We start from the raw sequence: 23,007 nt of genomic DNA, 5'->3' as shown, positions 1-23,007 counted from the left end.
AAGAAAGCACCGTATTCAATTACAAATCCCTATTTTTGTACACTCAAAGGAAACATATAGCAAAACATTATGGAACAACAACTGACCATCTACAACACCTTAAATAGAAGGAAAGAACTCTTCAAGCCCTTGCATGCGCCGCATGTAGGCATGTACGTCTGCGGTCCCACCGTTTACGGCGACCCGCATCTGGGACACGCACGACCCGCCATCACTTTCGACTTACTGTTCCGCTACCTCAAGCACATCGGCTACAAGGTGCGCTACGTGCGCAACATCACCGACGTGGGACACCTGGAGCACGATGCCGACGACGGCGAAGACAAGATTGCCAAAAAAGCGCGTCTGGAACAACTGGAACCGATGGAAGTGGCGCAATACTACATCAACCGCTACCACAAGGCGATGGAGGCATTGAACGTGCTTCCGCCAAGCATCGAACCGCATGCCAGCGGACACATCATCGAACAGATAGAACTGGTGAAAGAGATATTGAAGAACGGATACGCCTACGAAAGCGAAGGCTCCGTTTACTTCGACGTGGCAAAATACAACAAGGACCACCATTACGGCAAACTCTCAGGCCGCAACCTGGACGACGTGCTGAACACCACCCGCGAACTGGACGGACAGAACGAGAAGCGGAATCCCGCCGACTTCGCCCTCTGGAAATGCGCACAGCCCGAACACATCATGCGCTGGCCCAGCCCGTGGAGCGACGGTTTCCCCGGCTGGCACGCCGAATGCACCGCTATGGGAAAGAAGTACCTTGGTGAACACTTCGACATACATGGCGGCGGAATGGACCTCATCTTCCCTCACCACGAATGCGAGATAGCCCAGTCTGTGGCATCGCAAGGCGACGACATGGTACACTACTGGATGCACAACAACATGCTGACCATCAACGGACAGAAGATGGGCAAGTCCTACGGCAACTTCATCACCCTGGAGGAGCTGTTCAACGGCACACACTCCTTGCTGGAACAGCCTTATAGCCCGATGACTATCCGGTTCTTCACCCTGCAAGCGCACTACCGCAGCACGGTGGACTTCAGCAACGAGGCACTGCAAGCAGCCGAAAAAGGACTGTCGCGACTGATGGACGCCATCCACGGCCTGGACAAGATTACGCCTGCAAACGCCTCTACCGTTGACGTAAAGTCACTGCGCGAGAAGTGCTACGAGGCCATGAACGACGACCTGAACTCGCCGATTGTCATCGCCCACCTTTTCGACGGCTCCAAAATGGTGAACAACATCCTTGCCGGAAACGACACCATCACCGCTGCAGACCTGGATGCCCTGAAAGAGACATTCCACCGCTTCTGCTTCGATATCTTAGGACTGAAAGAGGACAACACCTCCAATGCAGAGCGCGAAACCGCCTTCGGCAAAGTAGTGGATATGCTGCTCGAAGAGCGTGCTAAAGCAAAAGCCAACAAAGACTGGGCCACGTCGGACAAGATTCGCAACGAACTTACCGCCATCGGCTTCGAGATTAAAGACGGAAAAGACGGAAGCAGCTGGAAACTGAATAAATAACAGCGACATCCGTTTTCATAAACCCGTCAAGCCAAAAGCCCGTTCCGACTGATAGCGAGAACTATCGTTGGAACGGGCTTTTTATCTATAGCTGAAAAGTCAAACTTTACTTCCGCAACGCCGCCTCCATCGGATGACGATTGCCGCGGACACTCTTGAAGAAAGCCTTTGCCGAACCGAAGTTCAGGTACATGTCCAGACGGATGGGAAGGTGGTTCTTGTCATCGGAGACAAAAAAGGTGATGACCTCTTTCTCCTTGCCTTTCTTATACTCCACAAAGGAGAATACCAGGCAGCGATAGATGGTGTCATTGTTCGCCTTGACCTCCTGCTTACCCCGATAAATCAGCGTCTGTTCCTCCACCCGTCGTCCGGTTGCCATCGGGAAGAGTATCTTATCGCCCACCTTGTAATCCTTCGGGTCGTAGGAGCGTGCCTGCGACAAGATACTCAGCATATCGAAGATGCAACGGCTGTCGCTGTGCTCCATCTCCTGTGCCTCGCGGACAGGGTTGTGCCAAGTGCGCCGCTGCTTTACGTTCGCCACACCGTCGGTATAAGAGAACCACGCCTCGTCCACCGTATGCCGGCTTCCCTCCTCCGCCGCCTTGCGGAAATAAAGCGGCTCCAACCGGTTGCTGACGTAGCAGGTCAGCGTGTCGCGCATCTTGAAGAAGAAATCCGCTTTCTTGCTGCCCACGCAGAGCAGGTCGAAACGATAGGCGGGATTGGATTGGTAGGTCGTGGCATGGGTGGTGAGGCTTGCCGTCCCCACCTTTTTCCAGATAAACTTCCAATTGAAGTACAGGTCGTACGTAATGTGCTCGCCCGACTGAAACGCGTCGTTCTTCGCCGTACACTGAGCTTGAACAGACAGGCAGCAGGCTACCCCCATCAGCCATAGGAGCAACAACCGCAGCCTAATAGCCTCTACCCTTGTTGCGATTGTTGTTGTTCCTGCTTTCTCTTTTCTTCTTTTTGTCTTCATCTGGCTTTTGCTTTTTAAGTTCTTCCGGTTTTTGCTTGTCCAACGGCTTGGCATGGATGTCCCACTCCTGCGTCAAGTCGAAGTTCGCCTTCAGTTCCAGCACCATCGGATAGTAATAGACCATTTCCGGTTGGCGTTTCTCCTCATAGTTGCCAGTGTCCCAAACGCCGTTGCCGTTCGCGTCGTCTATCAGCCTTGCTCCGTACTTGCCCGGATTGAGGAAGTAGAAGTCCGCCTTCCCGTCTGTCACCGGCACGGTACGCAGCACCTTGTCCTGCCCGTCCAGCAGTTCGACAAAGGCTGTCGAATCGGTTCCGTGCACATTGAAGAATATCTGTCCGTACTCCTCCAGTTGTTTTATCTTGAACTCCTTCTTTATTTTGTCGGAGAAGAGTCCGTACAACCCCTGTATGGCGGTGGAGTCCACCTCAAGCGCATAGCTTTCGCCGGGCTTCCAGTCTCCGTACAGGTTGTAACGTTTCAGGTCCAACGAGTCGCGCTCAAAGTCGAACGGGATATCCTGCCACAACGAATCCACCTTCTGCCTCACGTGGAAGGCGGTGGTATCTATGCGCACCACCGGCTCCTTGAAAGCGAGTGTCAGGTAGTCGTACACATCCAAGGTAGAAGGGGCATAGACTTCCACCGGCAGAAACTCCACAGGCTTCTTGTCGTCTGCCTCATTGTTTTTCTTCTTCCGCTTCTCGCGTTCCTTCGCTTCCTTCTCCTTGGCCTCCTGCTTCTGTTTCTGCTGTTTGGCATAACTCAGCTTCGGCAACACATTCAACGTATCGGTGCGTGGAACCAGCTGTTTCAGGCTGTCCGCACAAAGGTAGGTGATGCTCATTCGCAAAGAGTCTTGCCGGTAGAGCAGCGAATCCTTTATCCAATAATGAATCGTATCGTTCCGCCCGGTAGGCTGTTCTACTATAAACGCATCTTCTTCGTTAAAGTTCAATCCTTTCAGCACAGGCAGGCTGTCCGCCGGTGCCGTGAAGTAGAAGGTGAACTTCTCAGGGGTCAGACGTTCCGCCTTGACAAACCGCTGCGAGAAGTATTGCTCCTTGAAGCAGCGCAGCAAGATGTCGTCGGGCAGGTAACGGATATATGGTCGTGTCACAACCGTATCGACCGTCAGTGAATCGACCCACGTCGTGTCCTGGCGGGTATGTTCCTCCATCGAGGGGATAATCAGCGAGTCGCTGAAAGCGATGATTTCCGTAGGTTGCGAATAGGCGAAGTTCTGGTCGGCATCCTGCAACGCATAGATGCGGTAAGTGCCGGGAGCCACGCCCCGGATGGAGAAGTGTCCCCGGCTATCGGTGCGCCCCACCCGTTCGAAAGGCAGTTTCGTAAAAGCGGAATCCGCCAGATTGGCGTGCAGTCCCACCAGCAAGCCCTTCACCGGCTCCAGGTTGGCGGCATTCAGCAGTGTGCCGGACACGCTCATGGAGTCCAGCCGCCCGCCTGTAGAGAAGGAGTAGAAGAAGTTCTCCAGCGGATTGCCTTCGTTGTTGTCTTGGATGGCGTCTCCGAAGTCGAACGTATAGGTGGTATTGGCTTTCAGCGTGTCTTGCAGGGTGATGACCACCTTCTTCCCGCTCGCCTTTATTTCGGGCTGCTGCACCTGCGGAGGAGATATCACGACCTTCTCGTTCGGCTTTTCAAGCTTGATGAACTCATCGAACTCGATTGATATCTTGCGTTTTTTACTATGAAGTGCGCCCTGTGTCGGGGTAGCGGAAAGAAAACGGGGCGGGGTCTCATCGTAAGGTCCCCCCTCGATGCGTCCCACGCTGGCACAGGAGTAGAGTGCGGCAGCAATGGCAACGCCCCCCAACAACCTGCGGAAAAACGGTTTCATCTCTGTATGGCGTTTACGTTCTAACATGCTGCAAAAATAAAGGTTATCCGCCAATTAGCAGTATGCTTTACAGTATTTTAATCAAAAACAGAGGGAAAGAGAACAAAAAACAGAAGGAGGATGCAAAATCAGGACGTAAAGAATCAATGGATATCAATCAGGCACGGATTGCATGGATGATTTTTAAAGAAAAACCGTGTTAATCCGTGAAATCCGTGCCTAAGAGAGGGGGCGTCACCTACCCTATTATCCGCAGTGGAAGTAAGTACGCACCAGTTTCAGCATCTCTTCCGGCTTGCCTTCCAGGTCGGCACGCAACGTGCGGTCCTTGTAGCCGCGCAGTCGGCGGATGATGCCGTCAATCATAGCCGGGCTGAATACGTTGTGGCGCTCAAAAATGGCACGCTGCTTCTCCAGGCAGTCGGCGGAGGCTTCGCAACTGTCGGGCAACTGCGCCAATGCCTTCAACTTCTCTTCGTTCTCCTTCTGATGGATATTCACATTGACGTAGGTCTTTTCGGCTATCTCCAGCGCATTGGCCAGCTCAAAGCCATAGCGGCACGCCACGGCAAGCCCCGCCAGCAACTGGTACAGGTCTGCCGAACCGTCCGGCGAACGCATCTCCACGGTCTGCTTCACACTGGTGTCGTAGCGGCTTTCCGCCTCCAGCGGATTGGCCAGCCTGCACATATCGGTCTTGGCAGACCATCCCAAAGGCACGCGCACCAGCACCGAACGGTTGCGGTCGCCCCAACAGACATTGGTAGGCGCCTCCTGATGGGGAACCAGGCGGAAGTAAGAAGTGGGATTCGTGTTGCCGAAGGCGGTAATGGAAGGAGCCAGCTCCATCATTCCGGCAATCGCCTTGCGGGCTGTTTCGGAGAGCACGCCGTTCTCCAGCATCATGTTCTTGCCGTCCTTCAGCATGCGTATATGGATGTGCAGTCCCGATCCCGCCTTTCCTGCCGTAATCTTGGGAGCGAAGGTCACGTTATATCCCAACCGGCAGCCCAGGTTGCGGATGACCCATTTGGCAATCATCAGCTGGTCGGCAGCCTGCTCCACATCCACCGGCAGAAACTCTATCTCATTCTGTTCGTAGATGTAGCCGTCCAACGTGAAATTGCCCACTTCGGAATGACCGTACTTTATCTGTCCGCCCGCCTGTGCGATGTAGGCCATGCACCGGGTGCGGAATTCGTTGAACTTGGCGTAAGGCCCCGACTCGTGATAGCCGCGCTGGTCGGTAGCCTCATACATGCCCGCATCGGGAGCGATGACGTAGTACTCCAGTTCGCCCATTGCCTGAAACTGCATGCCGGTCACTTCGGTAAAGGCACGGGCCGCCTTGCGAAGGGTATGCTCGGGAGCGCTCTCCAGCGGTTCGCCGTCCTTGTTGAAGAAGGAGCACAGCATCGAAAGCGTAGGAATCTCCGCAAACGGATCGACAAACGCCGTACGGAAACGGGGAACGACATAGAGGTCGCTGCTGCCCGCCTCGATGAAAGAGAAAAGACTGGAGCCGTCCACCCGCTCGCCACACGTGAGGATGGCGTTCAGATAGGCCAAATCGGTGATGACAAAGTTCAATGTCTTCAGCCGCCCGTCACCTGCGGGATACATGAAATTGACCATACGGATTTCGTTCTGACGGATAAAAGAGATGATGTCTTCCTTCGTGAATTCGGAAGACGGCTTCTGAAGGAATGCCACCAACTTATTGGCATTCATTGCTAATTCCTGATTCATAATTGGTTGCTTTTCGTTTTTAAATAAGGTTGCTCCAAAAGTACAAAAAAATCAAGTATTGTTCTCCACCATATCCAATAAAATTTCAGTTCCCGTCCTTCAAAAACAAAGCGAAGAATCCACTCGCTTACGCATGGCAAGCGAGTGGATTCTTCACCAATATATCCTGATTTGACAGACACTTGTGTCTGTCACGTTGAACACTGGACTTTGAGAAGTCAGACACAAGTGTCTGTCACGTTGGACACAAGAGTCTGTCAAGGCTACTATTAACAACTAATAATCAGCGAATTACAATTCATCACTCGAACCGGAGCATCCCGAAGAACTCAGGACAATGGAAGTTCGGCTTCGGCAGCTCTATCGGATTCCAGGAGAGGAAATGGGGAGTCTGCAAGTCGTCGCCGCACTTATAGAAATTGGCACGCACCTGTTTGCCGTCCAGCGAGGTGATGTCGTGCAGGAAGAATGCGGAACAGGGAATGACCAGCGCCACTTCCCAGCTGCACGCCCCTACTCTTTCTTCAAACGGCTCACGCCCCAGAGAGGCCCAACGCCGCACCTTGTCGAGCACCTCTTGCGGCGCATGCCGGCGGTCGCCTTTGGCACCGCCACCGATGAGCAGCGCACCGGCACAATTGCACTCCATGTTGTAATAGACATCGTCGCCGGCAGGAACGGAGAAGAACTCCACGCAGGCATCTTTCCACACCGGACCGTTGTCGTGTCCGGCCACCGCGCGCACGCTTGCCTCCTTCACCTTGTAATGAAGCAGAATGGCATCGGAAGTATGGGCCATGCGGAACTGCACGTCGGGCGCATAAGGAAAGTCTGCCCAATTCACCGTATTGACAGGCTGAAACGCCACATTCTCTTTATCGAGCAGCGCGGGAACCGATTCGGCGGAAACATTCTCCGCGCTCACCTTCTTTACACTTAATTCTTTCATCTTGTTGTTTTGAGGATTAATTGCAGACAGCGGCAGTATAAGACATACTGCCGCCATCAGCACCAAAAGTTTTCTCAAATGCAGGAAGCAATGAACTCCTTCATTTCCGGCGTATGCTCTTCTACGCTCTGCAACAGCTTGAACTGCGCCTTAGTACGTACCAAGTTGTGCTCCGGATATTGAATCTTGTAGTAGGTGTCGCCGTTGATGTAGTCGGCCAGGAAGCGCACGCACTGCATGTAGGGGAACAGGGCGGCGGCATACGGCAGGTTCTCTATCTCTATCGGCAACAGGAAAGACTTCGCCGACTCCAGATATCCCTTGGCGAACGCCTTGAAGATTTCCATGTTGAAGTTCACGTTGTCCAGGTTCTTGTCGTCTTCCAGACCTGTATTGGCTCCCGAACGGAGGAAATCGCCGAAGTCGGAGAAGATGAAGCTGGGCATTACGGTATCGAGGTCGATGACGCAAAGCACCGTGCCGTCTTCATCGAACATCATGTTGTTCACCTTCGTGTCGCAGTGGCATACACGTTTGGGCAGCTTGCCTTCGCGATACAGGCGTTCTGCCTTGCACATCTCGTCGGCACGCTTCTCTATCTCGTCCAGAAAATACTGCACTTCCTTCACGCGTCCGGCGGCATCGGCGGCAACCGCCTCACGCAACTGCTTCAGGCGGAACTCCATGTTGTGGAAATCGGGAATCGTCTCGCCCAGCGTATCGGGAATGTCGGCCAGCATCGCCTGGAAATTACCGAAAGCGGCTCCCGCATAGTAGGAATACTCGGGATTGACCGTCTCGTAGGTCTTGGCACGGGGGATGAAGGTCATCACGCGCCAGTAGTTCTCACCGTCGTGCCAGAACGTCTTTCCATCGGCAACAGTAGGAAGGAAATGGAGCACCTTGCGGTCAACGTCTGTCTCGCCCTTCGCCTCCAGTTTCTTGCGGATATGTCCGGTCACAGCTTCAATGTTGGCCTGCAACATCTCCACGTTCTGGAAAATGGCATGGTTGATGCGTTGCAACACATAGTCCGGCGTATCTTCCGACACGGTCGTCACTTTATAGGTGTCATTAATCAGGCCTGCGCCCAACGGTTTGATTTCGCGGATTGTACCTTCCAGCTGAAAATGAGATACAATAGATAAAAGGTCTTTCATGATGAATATGAATTAATTTGTTTATTATATACAGCTTCTCGTCTCGTACCCGTGGCGGGTATCGTCCGATGAGCATCCAAAAATAGGCATTTCGGCAGAGATAACCACAAAAACACCGGCATAAATAAGTTTTTTTGTAAAGAATGCCTCTATATTTATCACATAAACTTCCCAAATAGCTCTTAAGGCACTTGTGCATCGTCCTCTTTCCCCCTCCTATACTCCTGAGGCGTTTGATTGAAGCAGGCCTTGAAACAATGCCTGAAATAGCGCAACGAATTGAAGCCGGTCCGATAGGCTATTTCTGTTATCTGTAGGTCGGGATTGTTTCTCAGCAATTCGGCGGCATACTTCAGGCGGGTATTCAATATAAATTCATTGGGCGTTGTGCTGCTGAGCGCCTTCAACTTATTGTAAAGCGAACTGCGACTGACCGCCAACTCCTGCGCCAATTGGTTGACATTGAAATCGGAATCTGCCAAATGCGCCTTGATGATGCCTTCCAGTTTCGCCAAGAACCGGCTGTCGATGGGGTTCAAGGCCAGCGCCTGTATTTCCGTCTCTATCGGAGTGCCGACGGACATCTCTTTCCTGAACTTCTGCTTCAGCAGCTTGCGGTTGCGCAGGATATTGGCGATATGCCCCAGCAGCATCTTGTTGTTGAAAGGCTTCTCCAGATAGTCGTCGGCACCGCATTGCAGGCCTTCCATCTTTTTGTCGTCGGAGGTCAGGGCGGTCAGCAAGATGACGGGGATGTGGCACAGGTCGAAGTTGCTCTTGATTTTGGCACACATCTCGATGCCCGACATTTCCGGCATCATGATGTCGCTCAAGATAAGGTCGGGCCGTTCTTCCGCCGCTTTCAGCAGTCCCTCTTTGCCGTTCATGGCCAGAATGACCCTATACAAGGGCGACAACACGGATGTCAGTATCTGCAACAGCTCCTCATTGTCTTCCACCACCAATATGCAGTCCTTGTCCGGGTTCTCCGGCAGGGCCGTCTCTTCCGTCCCCGCTTCTGTCCGGTCGCCTTCCGTCTCGTCATTCTCCTCATGCAAGATGAAGGTATTGTAGTCCGTCGCCTCCGGAGCCACAAACCTGACGTCCGCATCATTCCGGAACGGATTCTCCTTGGGCAGGGTCACGGTGAAGATGCTGCCGTATTGCACGGCGCTCTGTACGCCGATTGTGCCGTGATGCAGCTCCACCAGTCCTTTGGACAACGCCAATCCGATGCCGCTGCTTGGCGATGACACGGCGGTATCCACCTGATAGAAACGGTCGAAGATATAGGGCAAGGCATCTTGCGGAATGCCTTCGCCCGTATCAATTACTTTTATCTCAATGACCGTCTCTTTTTCATGGATATCCAGCTCTATCTTGCCCCGCTCCGGCGTATGCTTGAAGGCGTTCGACAGCAAATTGGAGAACACCTTTCTCAGCTGCCGTTCATCAAACCAGCAGAGCAGGCTTTCGGTCTCCGTATGAAATTCCAAATCGATGTTTTGAAGCTGCGCCTGGTCCCTAAAATCCTGATAAATCTGCCTCAGATAAGCGATGATATCCAGTTGGCACACGTTCAGATGCAACTTGCCCCGTTCCATCTTACGGAAGTCGAGCAATTCGGAAATCAACTCCCTGAACTGGAAAGTGTTCTTGTAGATCTTCTGCAAGCGCACCTGCAGATAGGGCGACAGGTTCCTCGATTGCAACAGGGCTTCTATCTGCGAGATAATCAACGTCAAAGGGGTGCGGAACTCATGCGAGACGTTGGCGAAGAATTGCAGCTTGGCTTGCGTAAGCTCTTCGTGCTTCTTCTTCTCCATTTTCTCCTGCGTCAGCGAGGCACGCAGCCGCATCCGGGTCTGCCAGTTCTTCAAGAGCATGTAAACGACGGTGCCGGCAAGGGTGATATAAATCAGATAGGCCAGCCAAGTGGCCCACCAAGGCGAACGAATCACGATGGGCAGTTCGATGGAATGCACCTCCCCGGAAGAGGCGGACTGCTTCTCACGCACGATAAGCTTGTATGTGCCCGGATCCAGGTTGGTATATACAATCGTATTGCCGTAGATGGTGCTCCACTCCCGGTTGAAGCCCTCCAGCTTATACTCGTAGATTCTTCTGTCGGCATTGCCTATGTAGTTGTTGGAAGCCACGGTGACGGACAGGTTGTTCTCATTATGCCGCAGGTTTATCCGGCGGGCAAAAGGCAGCGCCACGTCCAGGATGTCATTGGGAATTTCGCACGAAACCGGCTTGTCGTTCACCGATAAGGCAGAGAAGAACAGGTTGTAGGGCGATGAAGGAGCGTTCAGATACTCATCCCTGAAAGAGGTCATTCCCGAGGTTCCTCCGACAAAAGTCTCTCCATTCCGGCAAATCAGCAGGCCGCATCCATCGTTGATGGCAGACAGGTGCAGGTTGTCGTTCGCACTGATTATCCGTGTCTCCCGGGTCTGGGGATGGTAGATGAGCAGGCCTTTCTCGTTGGATATGACCAGGCTGCCATGCGGAGTGACCGCCATGTTGTAGCAATAGCGGATATCGTGGATTGGGCATTGCTCAAAAGCGTCCGTTTGCGGATTGAATCGAAACAGGCCGCTGCCGCATGTCCCGAAGTAAATGGTGCCATCGGCATACTCCACCAATTTCAATACTTGCCACTTTCCCAATCCGTTTTCGCCGCAGCGATAGACGGTTCTCTCTTCGGGATTCCTCATGTTGACCCTTACTATCTGGTGGAACTGGGCAATCCAGATATACCCTTTCGAGTCGATCAGGAACGAAGAGCCTCCACCGTGGGTGTCACGGATGGAGGGATACAGATGACCGATGGTTCCGGTTTTCAGGTTCTTCACGAACATGCCTTTTTCAGAGAGCATATAGAGGCTGTCACCTCGCAACGTTATCTTCGCCAACGATGCTCCCGCCTCTTCCGTATGATATTTCACCTTCCTGGAGGAAATGTCGAAACAGAAAAAGCCCTGCTTGTGGGTTCCTACATAAATGCAGTTGCGGATAGAGTCATATTCGATGCACTTCAGGTTGTAGAACGACGAGACGAGCGCCTCTTTCTCGGTCAGGTAATGGATAAATCGCCGGGTGTTCCGATTGAAATAGTTCAAGCCGCCTCCTTCTGTACAAATCCAGATATCTCCCCGTTTGTCCTCCACCATATTGCTCACAAAAAAGAAGCTGAGGCAATCCGCTCTGTCGGCATTCTCGGAATAGTGCTTGAAGTAATCCATCTTCGGGTTACAATAGTGCACGCCTCCGTAGTAGGTTCCCGCCCAGATGGTGCCTTGCGAGTCTTTATAGAGCGAAAAGACGGAAGAGTGCAGCAGGCTGCCGGGCTTTGTGTCTTTCTGATAGTGGAAAACCGCTCCGGTGGCGTCTATCTTGTCCAGTCCTTTGAAAGTTCCTATCCAGACGGAGCCTTCATTGTCCTCCACAAAGCAACGCACATCGTTGTTGGACAGGGCAAAGTCCGTTTCAATGTCGAATTGCCCGCCGGCCTTTTTCTCCACTCTGTACATGCCCTGACGATAAGCGGCCACCCATATACGGCCCCTGCTGTCTCCATAGAGCGAGGAGATGTTGACTTGAGGAATGACACAAGTCGGAACGGGGTTCTCCAGATTGTCTATGTGATACAACCCTTTTACGGTAGCCATCCATAAGCCGTTGTCGTCGTCCGTATGAAGGGCGGATATGCGTTGGTCGGTCTTCAGCCGATAGACAAATGAAAATTGCTCCTTGGCCGAGTCCCATTTGAAGACCGAATCCCGCGTAGCCGTCCACACGTCATGCCCTTGCGCATGAAGGCATCCCGCTTTCCTCTGCAAGGAGGAGAACTGCTCCTTACGCAGGTCGTAACGGATAAGCATGCCGTCCGAAAGGAAGAAGATGTTTCCCTGTTTGTCACTGACCAAGTCTTTCGATTCATTTCCAAGCACGCTTCTCGTGCCCTCTTCAGAGGGTTTGTAAACGGTGATGGAGTTGCCGTCGTAACTGCACACCCCTTCCAAGGTTCCAAACCACATCCTGCCCAGCTCATCCTGGCAGATCGACATGACCGAAATCTGAGGCAGTCCGTCCGGCTTGCCCAAGTGCTTGAAATAGACGTTCCCTCGAAGCGCAAGTGAGAGGAGTAAACATAGATATAGCAACAGCCCTTTTCTCATAGCATGGTATCGTTTCTTTCGTGAAGCAAGAAGCCTCTTCGCAATGGCTTCATTCAAATAGACGGCAATATTAGCAAGAAAGTATTGAATCAGCAAGGGAAAAGGTTCCAGAGTTGCGTTTTGCACAGAAAGTGCACGGTTCTTGCATGTAGCAATCGGGCTGAAAGCCTCCAAAAGCATCTAAGAGGGGATTGTCCGAAAACCTGGTTGTTGCTTGCATAATGTCATGAATTCAGGCACGGATTACACAGATTTCACGGATAAGATAAATCAGAAAACCGTGAAATTCGTGTAATCCGTGCCTGAAAAGAACATATCAAAAATCACAATTATTTACATGCGATATCTCCTTCCCGAAAATTCCGTCTGCCACGGCTCTTCCCGCCCGCCTCTTATCCGGCCCTTGCCTGCTCCATAGTTTCTTCGGTGTTTCTTCGGACGTTCTTCGGACATTCTTCGGTCCTAGGGAGTGGAGTTTGTCCGAAGAACGTCCGAAGCCGAATAGGCCCTGGTAGGGGTAGGATTAGGCGCAGACAGGAAGAACAGGGGAAAAGGAAGGGAAAGGCAATTTCTTTAGAAGAAAATGCAGGCGGCGACCGGAGAATAAAAAATTGTTTACATCCCCGATCTGCTCCTATCAATACTCTACCTTGTAGTCCTTCGGCAATTTTTCTCCCTTCCAGGCCTTTTTGGTAGTCCAGTCGGCGGGAGCATCGGTCCAGAACTTATTGTCTGCCGGAAGTCCCAAGGGGAGGAAGCTCAACGTAGCCATGTAGAGGCTGCCTGTAGAGGTGTAGCCGTCGGCAGCTTCGGGCTGGTGTCCGTTGAAGCCGAGTACCAACCAGCCGTTCTCGTCGAAGTTCTGGTTGCCCTCGTACATGTTGCGGTGTACGGCGGTCAGGGCGCAACGCACTTGTGCAGGAGTCACGTGTGCGGGCAGCTTCTCACGCAAGGCCACATCGGCAAGCGACTGGAAGGCAGCCGTACGGTAAGTGACCGAACGACCGAAGGCAGGATAAGTACCGTCAGGGCCGATGATGCGCTCGCAGTATTCGGCGTGACGAATCATGCGGTTCATGGCTTCGTCCACTTCCTTCTGGCCGGCTCTCTTCTTGGCGGCCAGGGTTTCCAGCATGGCCACGTACATGGGATTCAGCACGTAGGAGTTATAATAGTCCATGCTGAATTTGGGACCGTCGCTATACCAGCCGTCGCCCACGTACCATTCTCTGATTTTGTTCTTGGCTATTTTCAGGCGGAAGGGGTCGCACTCGCCTCCGGCCCAGTTGATGAATGATTCGTTCAGTCCGGTGAAGATGAGCCAGTTGTTGTAGGCGCCCGTGCGGTTGCGCAGGGCTTTCAGTGATTCTATATAGCGTTGCTTGGTGGTGTCGTCCAGCGGTTCCCACAGCGCTTTGGGGGCACGCAGGAAAGCGTGTACCAGATAGGCCGCATCCACGATGGGCTGCGGCTGCTTGGTGAAGTTCAGGCGGTCGGGTGAGTTCGGGTCAACGGCGTTCTTCAGCCCTTTCAGCACCTCTTCGCGCATCTGCTTGCGCAGCTTTCCCTCTTCCGTATCGTCATCGGGCAGTGCCAGCCAGGGAGCCACGCCCGCCAGTGTGCGGCCTACGGCTTCCAAGTGCGTGATTTCGTCATATCCTTTCGGATTCCCGCTTGGCGACTCTATCGGCATGTTCTGGCGCAGCGTATTCTCGGCAAGGTTATGGATGACAGGGTAAGAAATTTTCCACAGCAGTTTCACCCAAGTCTCGCGGTCTTGCGCGCCAGTGGTCACTTGCTCTTTGGCAGACTTTTCTTTTTTACTCTTGGCCTGCATGGAAGATGCGGGCAATAGCATGGCTGCAATCAGCAGCAGGATAAGATAATTGAATCGTTTCATGGTTCTTTCTTAGCTTTGTTTAACTTTGCTTCCGCCACCCCTCATGCAAAACGAGGACTGGCAGAAGCAAAGATATAGAGATTTCTGTTAGATTTAATAAGATTAGATTAGAATAGCGGTTCGTTATTCAGCAATTTATTGTAGCGATGCAATGCTTCAATAAAATAGTAGTCCGCGTACGTCAGAGGCACATCGATTTCACTGTTCTGCGGGATGGCGCCGGTGCAGTGCATGATGATGAAGTTGGCGTTCTCGCCCAGCTTGGCACGATACTTCTCGCCACCCAACGAGTGGAGAATCTTCTTGGCTGTCTCCAGGTAGAGTTCACTCTTCTTGCCCTTCACGTAGCCGCTCAGTTCGAAGAGGGCGGAAGCTACCAATGCTGCGGCCGAAGCGTCACGGTAGTTGGCTGTCAGCTTGCGTGCGTTGGAGCGGATGCCCGGCGTAAAGCCTTCCTGATGGGCGTTGAAGTCCCACCACGCCACCTTGTCGGCAGGCAGATTGGGGTGGTTGATGTAGTAATCGGCAGCCTTCTCCGCCGTAGCGAGGAAACGCTTGTCGCCGGTCTCGCGATAGACCACGGTGAAGCCGTAAATGGCCCATCCTTGTCCCCTGGACCAGGCCGAGTTGTCGGAATAGCCTTGCGAAGTCTCTCCCTTGATGAAGTCGCCGGTTTTGGGGTCATACATGGCGATGTGATAGAAACTGCCATCCTTGCGTATATGGTACTTGCTCGTCTTGAGCGCATGAGACACGGCTACGTTCTTATAGGACTCATCGCCTGAAATGCGGGAAGCGGCAAACAGCAGCTCCAGGTTCATCATGTTGTCGATGATGACGGGATATTCAAAGCGGGTCTCGTCGTTCCACGAGCGCCAGGAGTTCCAGGACTTGATGACACCGGTCACGGGACTGAAACGGGTGCACAACGACTTTGCCGACTCAATCAGGATGTCATCATATTCCGCCTTCGGCGCAAAGCGCTTGGCGTTGCCGTAGCTGCAATACATCATGAAGCCGATGTCGTGGTTGTCGGTGAAGGTCTTCACCGGCTCCATCTTTTGGGTATATTCCAAAGCGGCATCCTTCATTTCACGGTTTCCCGTATAGTCGGACAGGTACCACAGGGAACCCGGGAAGAAGCCGGATGTCCATAAATAGATACTACCTTTGGAAACGGTTCCGTCCTTACGCATGCTGTGAGGCATCACGCCTTTCCCCTCTTTTCCTTGTGGAGGAGTCTGGAGCATCAGGTGGTACTGGTTGACGGCAAATTCCATGTTCTCTTTGATAAATGTCTTTTCTTCTTCTTTGCTCTGTCCGAAAGCCGGCAGACACAAAGCACACGAGAGAGTGGCAATCATTAATTTGTGCTTCATCATTTTCATTTCAATATTTCTGTATTAAATAATAATTCCCCATACCAAATTTATTTATTCATCCGATATGGGGAATAATTGTTATCACTCTTTTTACCTTAATATGCAATGGTTACCAACCGGGGTTTTGGTTGCCCAAATTCGCATTACGTTCAAACTCAACAGCCGGAACGGGGAAGAGATTGTCACGCTCTTTAAAAATGCGCTTGTATCTAAATGTACCCAAAATATCATCATATTCAAAGTTCAGTTTCTCTTCGGCAAGTCCCCAACGTCTGAGGTCGCTGAAGCGGTGGCCTTCGCATGCCAGCTCTACGGCTCTCTCGTGCATGATGCGTTCAAACACTTCTTCCTTGCTATGTGCTTCCAGCCAAGCGGCACCGCTGTTCAGGGCAGGCATATTGGTGGACGGACGTTGACGCACTTGGTTAATCAGGGCGATGGCATCGTCTTGCCGGCTGGCTTCGTTGTAGCACTCGGCAAGCATCAACAACACATCGGCATAACGAATCAACGGGAAATCCACCGGTGAGTAGGAACGGTCTTCCAATATGCCGTTCATATCGCCTTCGGGCACAAACTTACGCCAGTAGTAGTTGCAATGACCCAAGTTGTCGCGCAGGAACCCGTTGGCTTCGTTCACACCTACTGCCAATACATATTCCATCTCTTTGGGGGTACGTCCGTTGCAACCTAAGAAATGTGCATACGGAGTAATCAGCGTCTGTTCCAGACGCGGGTCACGGCTTTCATAGATGGCACGTATTTTGTCCTTGTCAACAGGATATTCGGCAACGCTTTTCTTATCGGCACTTAATTGGGCCTGGAAAATGCTCTTCTGCAAAGCTCTGTCAGCAGAGAATCCGGGATAAATCTCGTCCCAGCTGAAGGGACGTCCGTCTTTGTACTCATACATATCGGCAAGGATGTCGGTCGGCATATTGTTGTTCCAACAACCGCCGAAAGCGGCACGGGTACCCAGACGAAGGCAATAGGGCAGACCATAATTGTTGTTGGCTCCGTTCACACACTGAATGCTGAAAATCATTTCGGCTGATTGGTCGGCTTCCAATGTGAAAAGGTCGGGATAGCTGTCATTCAAACGATAGCCGTATCCACGCTTTTCGGGGTCTTTCACGATTTCCTCAAAATCGTCTTTCGCGCCACTATAGTCCTTTGTATAAAGTTTTACTTTGCCTCGCAAGGCTACAGCCGCACCGCGTGTAGCGCGGCCATACTGACTGCTTTCCCATTTCACGGGCAGTACACGTACCGCTTCGTCCAAATCGTCCAAAATGAACTTTTTGGTTTCTTCTGCAGTGGAACGAGGCTTCTTCATGTTCATGAATTCCTGGTCCACAATGGTAGTTTCATCATAGAGGGGCACACCACCATAAAAATCCAGCAAATGGAAATAGTAGAGGGCACGCATGAATTTGGCCTCTGCCTTGTAAAGTGCTTTTTGTTCGTCACTTGTATCTACTCCGTCAATGTTCTGCAACAACAGATTGGCGCGGAAAATGCCGTTGTAGGCGCTTTGCCATTTGCTTTGGATAAATCCGGTACGTGCCGTGTAGCGACCGTCTATAAGAGTAGGCATCTGCCAGTTGTTGATGTCCATGGCTATTTCCCCCAAAGCATCCAGATTGTAGTAGGCTCCGAATACATTTTCATTCCGTAAAGTCTCATACATGGCTACCATGCCCTGATAAGCGTGTGTTTCCGTTTTCCAGAATGTTCCGGAGTGTATTTTGTCATGCGGATGTTGGTCCAAATCGTAGCAGCTGCTCATCAGTCCTGCTGCCACCAAAAGTAAGATATATTTTTTCATAATGTTATTTTGGTTTTTTTAGAATGAAACGTTAAGACCGAAGGAAGCCTGGCGGATGGCAGGATAAGTCAAACCGCTTGTTTCGGGGTCCATACCTACATAGTTGCTGAAGGTAAAGAAGTTCTCTAAACTGCAGAACAGGCGTACACGACTAAGCGAAGCAGCGTCCATCCACTTCTTGGGCAACGTATATCCCAATTGGATATTCTTTATTTTCAGATAGGCCTTGTCAGTTTCCCACATATCACTGCTTCGGGTATTACGTCCGTCATTGGTCAAGAGCCGGGGATATTTGGCAGGCGTGGTACGTCCCTCATACCAGCGTCCTTCTGCCACTTCCTTCCCGATTTGGTAGCCGCTGGCAGGGATGTTAGTAGTATGCATGGACTGATATTGAATTTTGTAGCTACCTGTACCAGACATCAGCATGGAGAAATCAAAGCCTTTATATTCGCAACCTAAGTTGATGCCGTAATACAAACGCGGTTTGTTGCCATGTCCTCTGGCCACGCGGTCATCGTCATTCAAGAGATTGTCGCCGTTGGTATTCTTGTAGAGCACATCACCCAATTGAGGCTTTTTGTATTCGTCAAAGTAATACTTGCGTTTGGTATCCCCTTTATCGTCTATGTATTCTATGTATTTTTTTGACAACTCTTCTACCAAGTCCAAGTCCTCTTGTGTCTCAATAATGCGGTCTACCAGCAATACATATTCTGTATTGATGGGGAGCCCCTCCTTAATGATAAGGCTTCCATTGATACTTGGCTCATTGCCTTTGAACTTCGTCACCTTGTTTTCCACAAAAGTAAAGTTAGTACCGATGCTGTAGTGAAAGTCATTGATATGGTCTGCCCAGTTCAAAGTCAATTCAAAACCTTTATTGCGTACTTTGGCACTATTTTGGCGGGGGATGCTGGCATTACCGTGTACCAGCGGAGCAGGCAAGCTTATCAAGATGTCTTTGGTGTTCTTGATGAAGTATTCCACGGTACCGGACAGGCGGTTGTTCAATGTGGTGAAGTCAACGGCGAAGTTGGTAACGGCTGTGCTTTCCCAAGTCAGGGCACCATTAGCGATGGAAGTCAAAGTCATACCGTTTTGGGCTACATTTCCAAAAGGATATTGTACGTCGCTGTAGGAAGAGATGGCCATATAATTGGCTGTGTAACCATCATCACCCAGATAGTTGTTACCCAGTTCACCGTAGGACGCACGCAGTTTCAAGGCATCCAGCCAACTATGGGTTCTTTCCATGAATTTCTCTTGGTCGATACGCCAAGCGGCAGATAAAGAGGGGAAGTACCCCCAACGATTACCTTTCAGGAAGCGTGAGGAGCCGTCAGAACGCAAGTTAACTTCCAGCAAGTATTTGTTGTCCCATCCCAGATTAACACGACCGAAGAAGGAACGCATGGCCCATTCGGTATGTCCGCCTGAAGCAAGCGCATCTCCGGTGGCACCGTCAATCACATCCACGTTTCCATCCACCGGATCATATTTGCTGGCATTGATTTTGCGGTCGCGGAACATCTCCTGACTGGCACCCACCATGGCATTCAAGTCAAGATGTTTGTTGAAGAACTTGTTTTCGTAGCGGATGACACCGTCCATAAACATACGCTCTTCCTTGCGGTTGTAATTGGAGATGGATTGTCGGTTGGCATCAGCTCTTACGATTGTCTCGGTAACAAAGTTCCAAACATCAATCGGATTTGTTCTGTACGAATTGGCTTTATCCGTAAATTCGTAAGAATAAGAGCCTTGGATAGTCAATCCCTTAAGAGGAGTCAGCGTTCCGTTGAATGCACTACGGAAGTTGCGCACCTCTTTGTTTCCGATTTTATTGTAAATATAATATAACGGGCTGTTGGCCTGAATGTCTTCTCCCGGAGCTTGCGCACCTCCAAATCGTCCGTCGGGATGACGGAATACAATACCCGGCACACTTCCGTAACCATACGTAAAGATGTTGCTCATGTTATCGGATGCGATACCGTTGTTAGAGAGATAACCGTTCAACTTGGCACCTAAAGTCAACCAGGGGGCTACCTTTGCTTCCACATTGGAACGGAAACTATATTTTTCGTAACCGGATTTGTCAATGATTCCCGGATTGTTGAGATAACCGAAGGAGGTGAAGAACGAGAGTTTATCCGTACCGCCACTCAACGAAAGGTTGTGGTTGGTTGCCACAGCGGTCTGGAAAATTTCGTCCACCCAGTTAGAATTAGGGTAGAGCAACGGATTTTTTCCGTTGTCGTTGCGCCATGCGTCAATGGTCTCCTTTGAATATTGTGCATATTCACCCTGTCCGGAGTTGTAGCGGGCTTCGTTCTTCAATTCCATAAAGTCGGCATAGTTGGTGACAGGCTCCACTGTTTTTCCGATAGACTCCAAAGAGACATAACCTGTATAATCTACTGAAATCTTTCCTTGCTTACCCTTCTTGGTGGTAATCAAGATAACGCCGTTGGCAGCACGGCTACCGTAGATAGAAGCCGAAGCGGCATCTTTCAGCACGGTCATGCTCTCCACATCCTGCGGAGACACGGTGTTGATATTACTTTCCACACCATCGATAATGATAAGCGGAGCTGAGTTGTTCAGCGAGCCTTGTCCACGCACCAAAATGGAAGCATTGTCATTGCCCGGCACATTGCTGCTTGAAGTAACCGAAACACCGGCAGCCATACCTGCCAGACCGGAAGAAAGGTTCGTAACGGGACGCTTTTCGGCAATGTCAGCCATATTGACGGAAGATACAGAACCGGAAAGGTTCACCTTCTTCTGTGAGGCATAACCTACGACTACCACTTCGTCAATCAGTTCGCTGTCTTCTTTTAGCGTAATGTGGAGGTTGCTTTGCGTACCAACCTTTACACTTTGTTCCTTATAGCCTACAAAACTAATAATAAGCGTTGCACCTTGGGGCACATTATTCAGGGTAAATTGGCCATCGATGTTGGTTATAGAACCGTTCGTCGTTCCTTTCACCATCACATTGGCACCAATAATAGTCTCTCCTTTGTCATCTACCACGGTACCCGTAATGGTACGTCCCTGTTGCTGTACGATGAGTGAGGAATTTACGGCATCGGAATAATTGTTTCCGGCTGCATACGTCGGACCGGTAGCCAACAAGATGGCTCCTCCAACTAAAAGTTTAGATAACTTGGCATGAAGCATACGTTTTTCTTTTTTTTGTTGATACATAGCTTACTACTTTTTTAAGGTTTTTTTGCTGTGACAAAAGTATAACAACGTATCATTACTGACGGACCGCATTTGTCCCATTAAAGGGAAAATGACTACAGAATCGAATATTTAACATTTATCCTTTAAGGTGCATTCAAGTGTAAAAAGAGGAAAAATCGTCCAATGAACAGGTGTTAAAAAAGTACATACCACTCCTTTTTATTACTGATAATCACCACCTTATATCATTCCTTCTTTCAAATCATGCTTCCAGTCACAAAGTGGATGATTTTTCTCCCAGACTCTCTTCCCTACACCATTTGCGAACTTCTGCTATATTTTCGTCCAGACACGGATTATACGAAACTGACAATTTTTTGTTCTCTATGCTACAAAAGAGGTTAAAACTATCATTATCAAATTTATTTGTCCAAAGATTTTGGAAATCTTAAAAGAAAGTTGTATTTTTGCAGTGCTAGAATCCGCCACGCTTCCCATTGAACAGCGTACCAGGGCGGAACTTTTTTTTATATATACATTATGGACTATACTAATTCTCCTCTTGAAGTCCTTGATTTAATCCAAACGTTAAGAAGAAAATTGCCCGTTCGTATAGTGTTCCGCAACATGAGATACTTGAAAGCTGGATGAAATCAGTTAATGCATTAAGAAATGCTTGTGCTCATCATGAACGCATTTGGAACCGAATAATGCCGGTCACACCACAACTACCTGATACTTTACGTAACTTATGGATAACAACTAAGCCTCAACATTCAAATCGCTTTTATGCGGTTTTTTGTTGTCTAATTTATTGGTTCAATGCTATAGAGCCTCAAAATACATTAGTGCAAGATTTTAGCTATTTGATGCAAGCATTCCCTGACATAGATACTGCCGCTATGGGATTCCCTGAAAATTGGAAAGAAGAATTATTTTGGAAATGAAAAATTCTGATTATCTGCACAAAAGTTAGTGATGCAAATACGTTAGTTATAGGATGAGCCATAAAAAATCCCCACAGCGGTTCATGCTGCGGGGATAAGTGTCTATAAAACGTCTCTCAAGATATGGAGAGTGAACCTAACAATTTGCTGATGTCCTGAAGAGCAAAGTTGAATGTTTCCAAGTCTTTTTTGCTAAGCGTATAAACTTTACCTCTTACTTTACTTCCGTTGATACGCTGACTGAGCCATGCAGTACTTTTACCAAAATATTTTTTTGCAATGTTTCCTAACGGAATAATCTCTGTATAAGGAGCTATTTGCTGTTTTAATGTAACATAGTTAATCTGTTCTTCCGCTTCTGATCTATTTCTTTGTAGCCATTAATTAAAAAATCGGCTATTGCATCAACATCTTTCTGGTTCGTGTACTTGCCGGTTATTTCGTCAGAGAGTGCAGCATATTTCTCCATGGCATCCGGTGTATCTCTTCGTTTTAACGGCAACGCAATATGCATAAAATTTTATTTATACGTAAATTCCATGAATAAAGATTTATGTATTCCACTTATAAGGCTCGTCTTTCCGATACGCCGACGCCCCGTCAGCACCGTCATACGTGAGTTACGCGTAAACGACAGGTTGCAGATACGCTTCAACTCGGCTGTTTCGTTTTCTCTGTCATAGAATTTCATATCATCTCCTTATTTGCAACGGCGGTTGATTCAACCGTGGTTGCAAATAGGAGTGTTCCTCCGTAATTATACAAGGAATCGACTCATTTTTTAATAAAATAAAGATTCAACAGAAGTAAGAATCACGACCACCTCATCACATTTCATACAGGTACTACTTTGACAATTGCATTTGCGAAAATATACCCATACACAAGGAATATTCCGGAAAATCTTTCAATATACTGAAAGATTTTCCACATTTTTGTGAAGGTAAACGTATAGATTATGAAGAAAAGAGCTGTTTAAAATTGAATAGAATGAAATCGGGCTGCGCACAATCGTCATTTTATGATAATCATGAAATTTCCCCTATATTTAAGCCAAAGCCATATCAGGCGGTGATTTTGTACGCAAATACAAGCTGCAATCTGCAAGCTCCGCCTCCTCAGCAGCCAAAGGGTTGTTGGAAAAGGATTTCATCACGTATGACAAAGGGGTCTATCAGGTTTACGACCAATTCTTTCTGCTTTGGCTGCAAAGGAGCAGGCTTTAACTGACTTCCGATGTACCAGGAAATTTTTTCCATGATTTATCATTTATAGATATAAATAGGCTCATTTGCACTATGAATAGTGCA

13 protein-coding genes and 2 pseudogenes are annotated in these 23,007 nt (G+C 49.8%); 3 read left to right on the top strand and 12 right to left on the bottom strand.

The annotated features are described in order from the left end of the window. The first annotated feature begins 69 nt into the window (after positions 1–69). Entirely contained in the window at positions 70–1,545 is a 1,476-nt protein-coding gene (cysS, locus tag K2G43_RS08335) for a cysteine--tRNA ligase (RefSeq protein ID WP_297641469.1), read from the top strand. 106 nt (positions 1,546–1,651) lie between these two features. Here the strand turns inward: cysS and K2G43_RS08330 are convergent, their stop codons facing one another. From K2G43_RS08330 to K2G43_RS08285, 10 genes are all read right to left on the bottom strand, one after another. Continuing rightward, a complete protein-coding gene (locus K2G43_RS08330) occupies positions 1,652–2,440 on the bottom strand; it encodes a DUF3108 domain-containing protein (RefSeq protein ID WP_363316927.1) in 789 nt (262 codons plus the stop codon). Between the two features lie 25 nt (positions 2,441–2,465). Next, complete coding sequence (locus tag K2G43_RS08325; RefSeq protein WP_297641474.1) at positions 2,466–4,397, bottom strand: Ig-like domain-containing protein; 1,932 nt, start codon at positions 4,395–4,397, stop codon at positions 2,466–2,468. 246 nt (positions 4,398–4,643) lie between these two features. Beyond that, on the bottom strand, positions 4,644–6,146 hold the full coding sequence (locus K2G43_RS08320; RefSeq protein ID WP_300154102.1) for a glutamine synthetase family protein: 1,503 nt from the start codon (positions 6,144–6,146) through the stop codon (positions 4,644–4,646). Between the two features lie 301 nt (positions 6,147–6,447). Next, positions 6,448–7,179 (bottom strand): carbohydrate-binding family 9-like protein, encoded by a 732-nt coding sequence (locus K2G43_RS08315; protein WP_300154132.1) that lies wholly within the window; start codon positions 7,177–7,179, stop codon positions 6,448–6,450. Next, positions 7,170–8,255 carry an aminoglycoside phosphotransferase family protein gene (locus tag K2G43_RS08310; protein WP_297641478.1) on the bottom strand — a complete coding sequence of 362 codons (1,086 nt, stop codon included), beginning with the start codon at positions 8,253–8,255 and terminating at the stop codon, positions 7,170–7,172. The genes K2G43_RS08315 and K2G43_RS08310 overlap by 10 nt, the downstream gene beginning before the upstream one ends. A 182-nt stretch (positions 8,256–8,437) precedes the next feature. Next, positions 8,438–12,442, bottom strand: a complete 4,005-nt coding sequence (locus K2G43_RS08305) for a two-component regulator propeller domain-containing protein (RefSeq protein ID WP_300154099.1) — start codon at positions 12,440–12,442, stop codon at positions 8,438–8,440. Positions 12,443–13,079: 637 nt separating this feature from the next. Next, positions 13,080–14,342, bottom strand: a complete 1,263-nt coding sequence (locus K2G43_RS08300; RefSeq protein WP_300154096.1) for a DUF2264 domain-containing protein — start codon at positions 14,340–14,342, stop codon at positions 13,080–13,082. A 107-nt stretch (positions 14,343–14,449) separates the two neighbouring features. After that, on the bottom strand, positions 14,450–15,721 hold the full coding sequence (locus tag K2G43_RS08295) for a glycoside hydrolase family 88 protein (protein WP_300154129.1): 1,272 nt from the start codon (positions 15,719–15,721) through the stop codon (positions 14,450–14,452). Positions 15,722–15,833: 112 nt separating this feature from the next. Next, positions 15,834–17,552: a RagB/SusD family nutrient uptake outer membrane protein gene (locus K2G43_RS08290; RefSeq protein ID WP_300154093.1), complete on the bottom strand. Its 1,719-nt coding sequence runs from the start codon at positions 17,550–17,552 to the stop codon at positions 15,834–15,836. Positions 17,553–17,570: 18 nt separating this feature from the next. After that, on the bottom strand, positions 17,571–20,768 hold the full coding sequence (locus tag K2G43_RS08285) for a TonB-dependent receptor (RefSeq protein WP_300154090.1): 3,198 nt from the start codon (positions 20,766–20,768) through the stop codon (positions 17,571–17,573). Between the two features lie 575 nt (positions 20,769–21,343). Here K2G43_RS08285 and K2G43_RS08280 point away from each other — a divergent pair. Beyond that, positions 21,344–21,697: pseudogene (locus K2G43_RS08280) on the top strand (Abi family protein); the annotation flags it as partial. A 116-nt stretch (positions 21,698–21,813) separates the two neighbouring features. Here the strand turns inward: K2G43_RS08280 and K2G43_RS08275 are convergent. Then, positions 21,814–22,014 carry a DUF5053 domain-containing protein gene (locus K2G43_RS08275; protein WP_366525013.1) on the bottom strand — a complete coding sequence of 67 codons (201 nt, stop codon included), beginning with the start codon at positions 22,012–22,014 and terminating at the stop codon, positions 21,814–21,816. 203 nt (positions 22,015–22,217) lie between these two features. Beyond that, complete coding sequence (locus K2G43_RS08270; RefSeq protein ID WP_300154135.1) at positions 22,218–22,388, bottom strand: hypothetical protein; 171 nt, start codon at positions 22,386–22,388, stop codon at positions 22,218–22,220. 361 nt (positions 22,389–22,749) lie between these two features. On the opposite strand from K2G43_RS08270, the pseudogene K2G43_RS08265 reads away from it, so the two are divergent. Continuing rightward, positions 22,750–22,923 (top strand): annotated as a pseudogene (locus K2G43_RS08265) (ATPase); the annotation flags it as partial. Positions 22,924–23,007: the final 84 nt, after the last annotated feature.

The sequence above is a fragment of the Bacteroides sp. genome, assembly GCF_029057325.1.
In the GTDB taxonomy this organism is placed as follows: domain Bacteria; phylum Bacteroidota; class Bacteroidia; order Bacteroidales; family Bacteroidaceae; genus Bacteroides.
The sequence above is the reverse complement of the archived record's forward strand: the minus strand, read 5'-3'. Positions and strand labels throughout refer to the sequence as shown.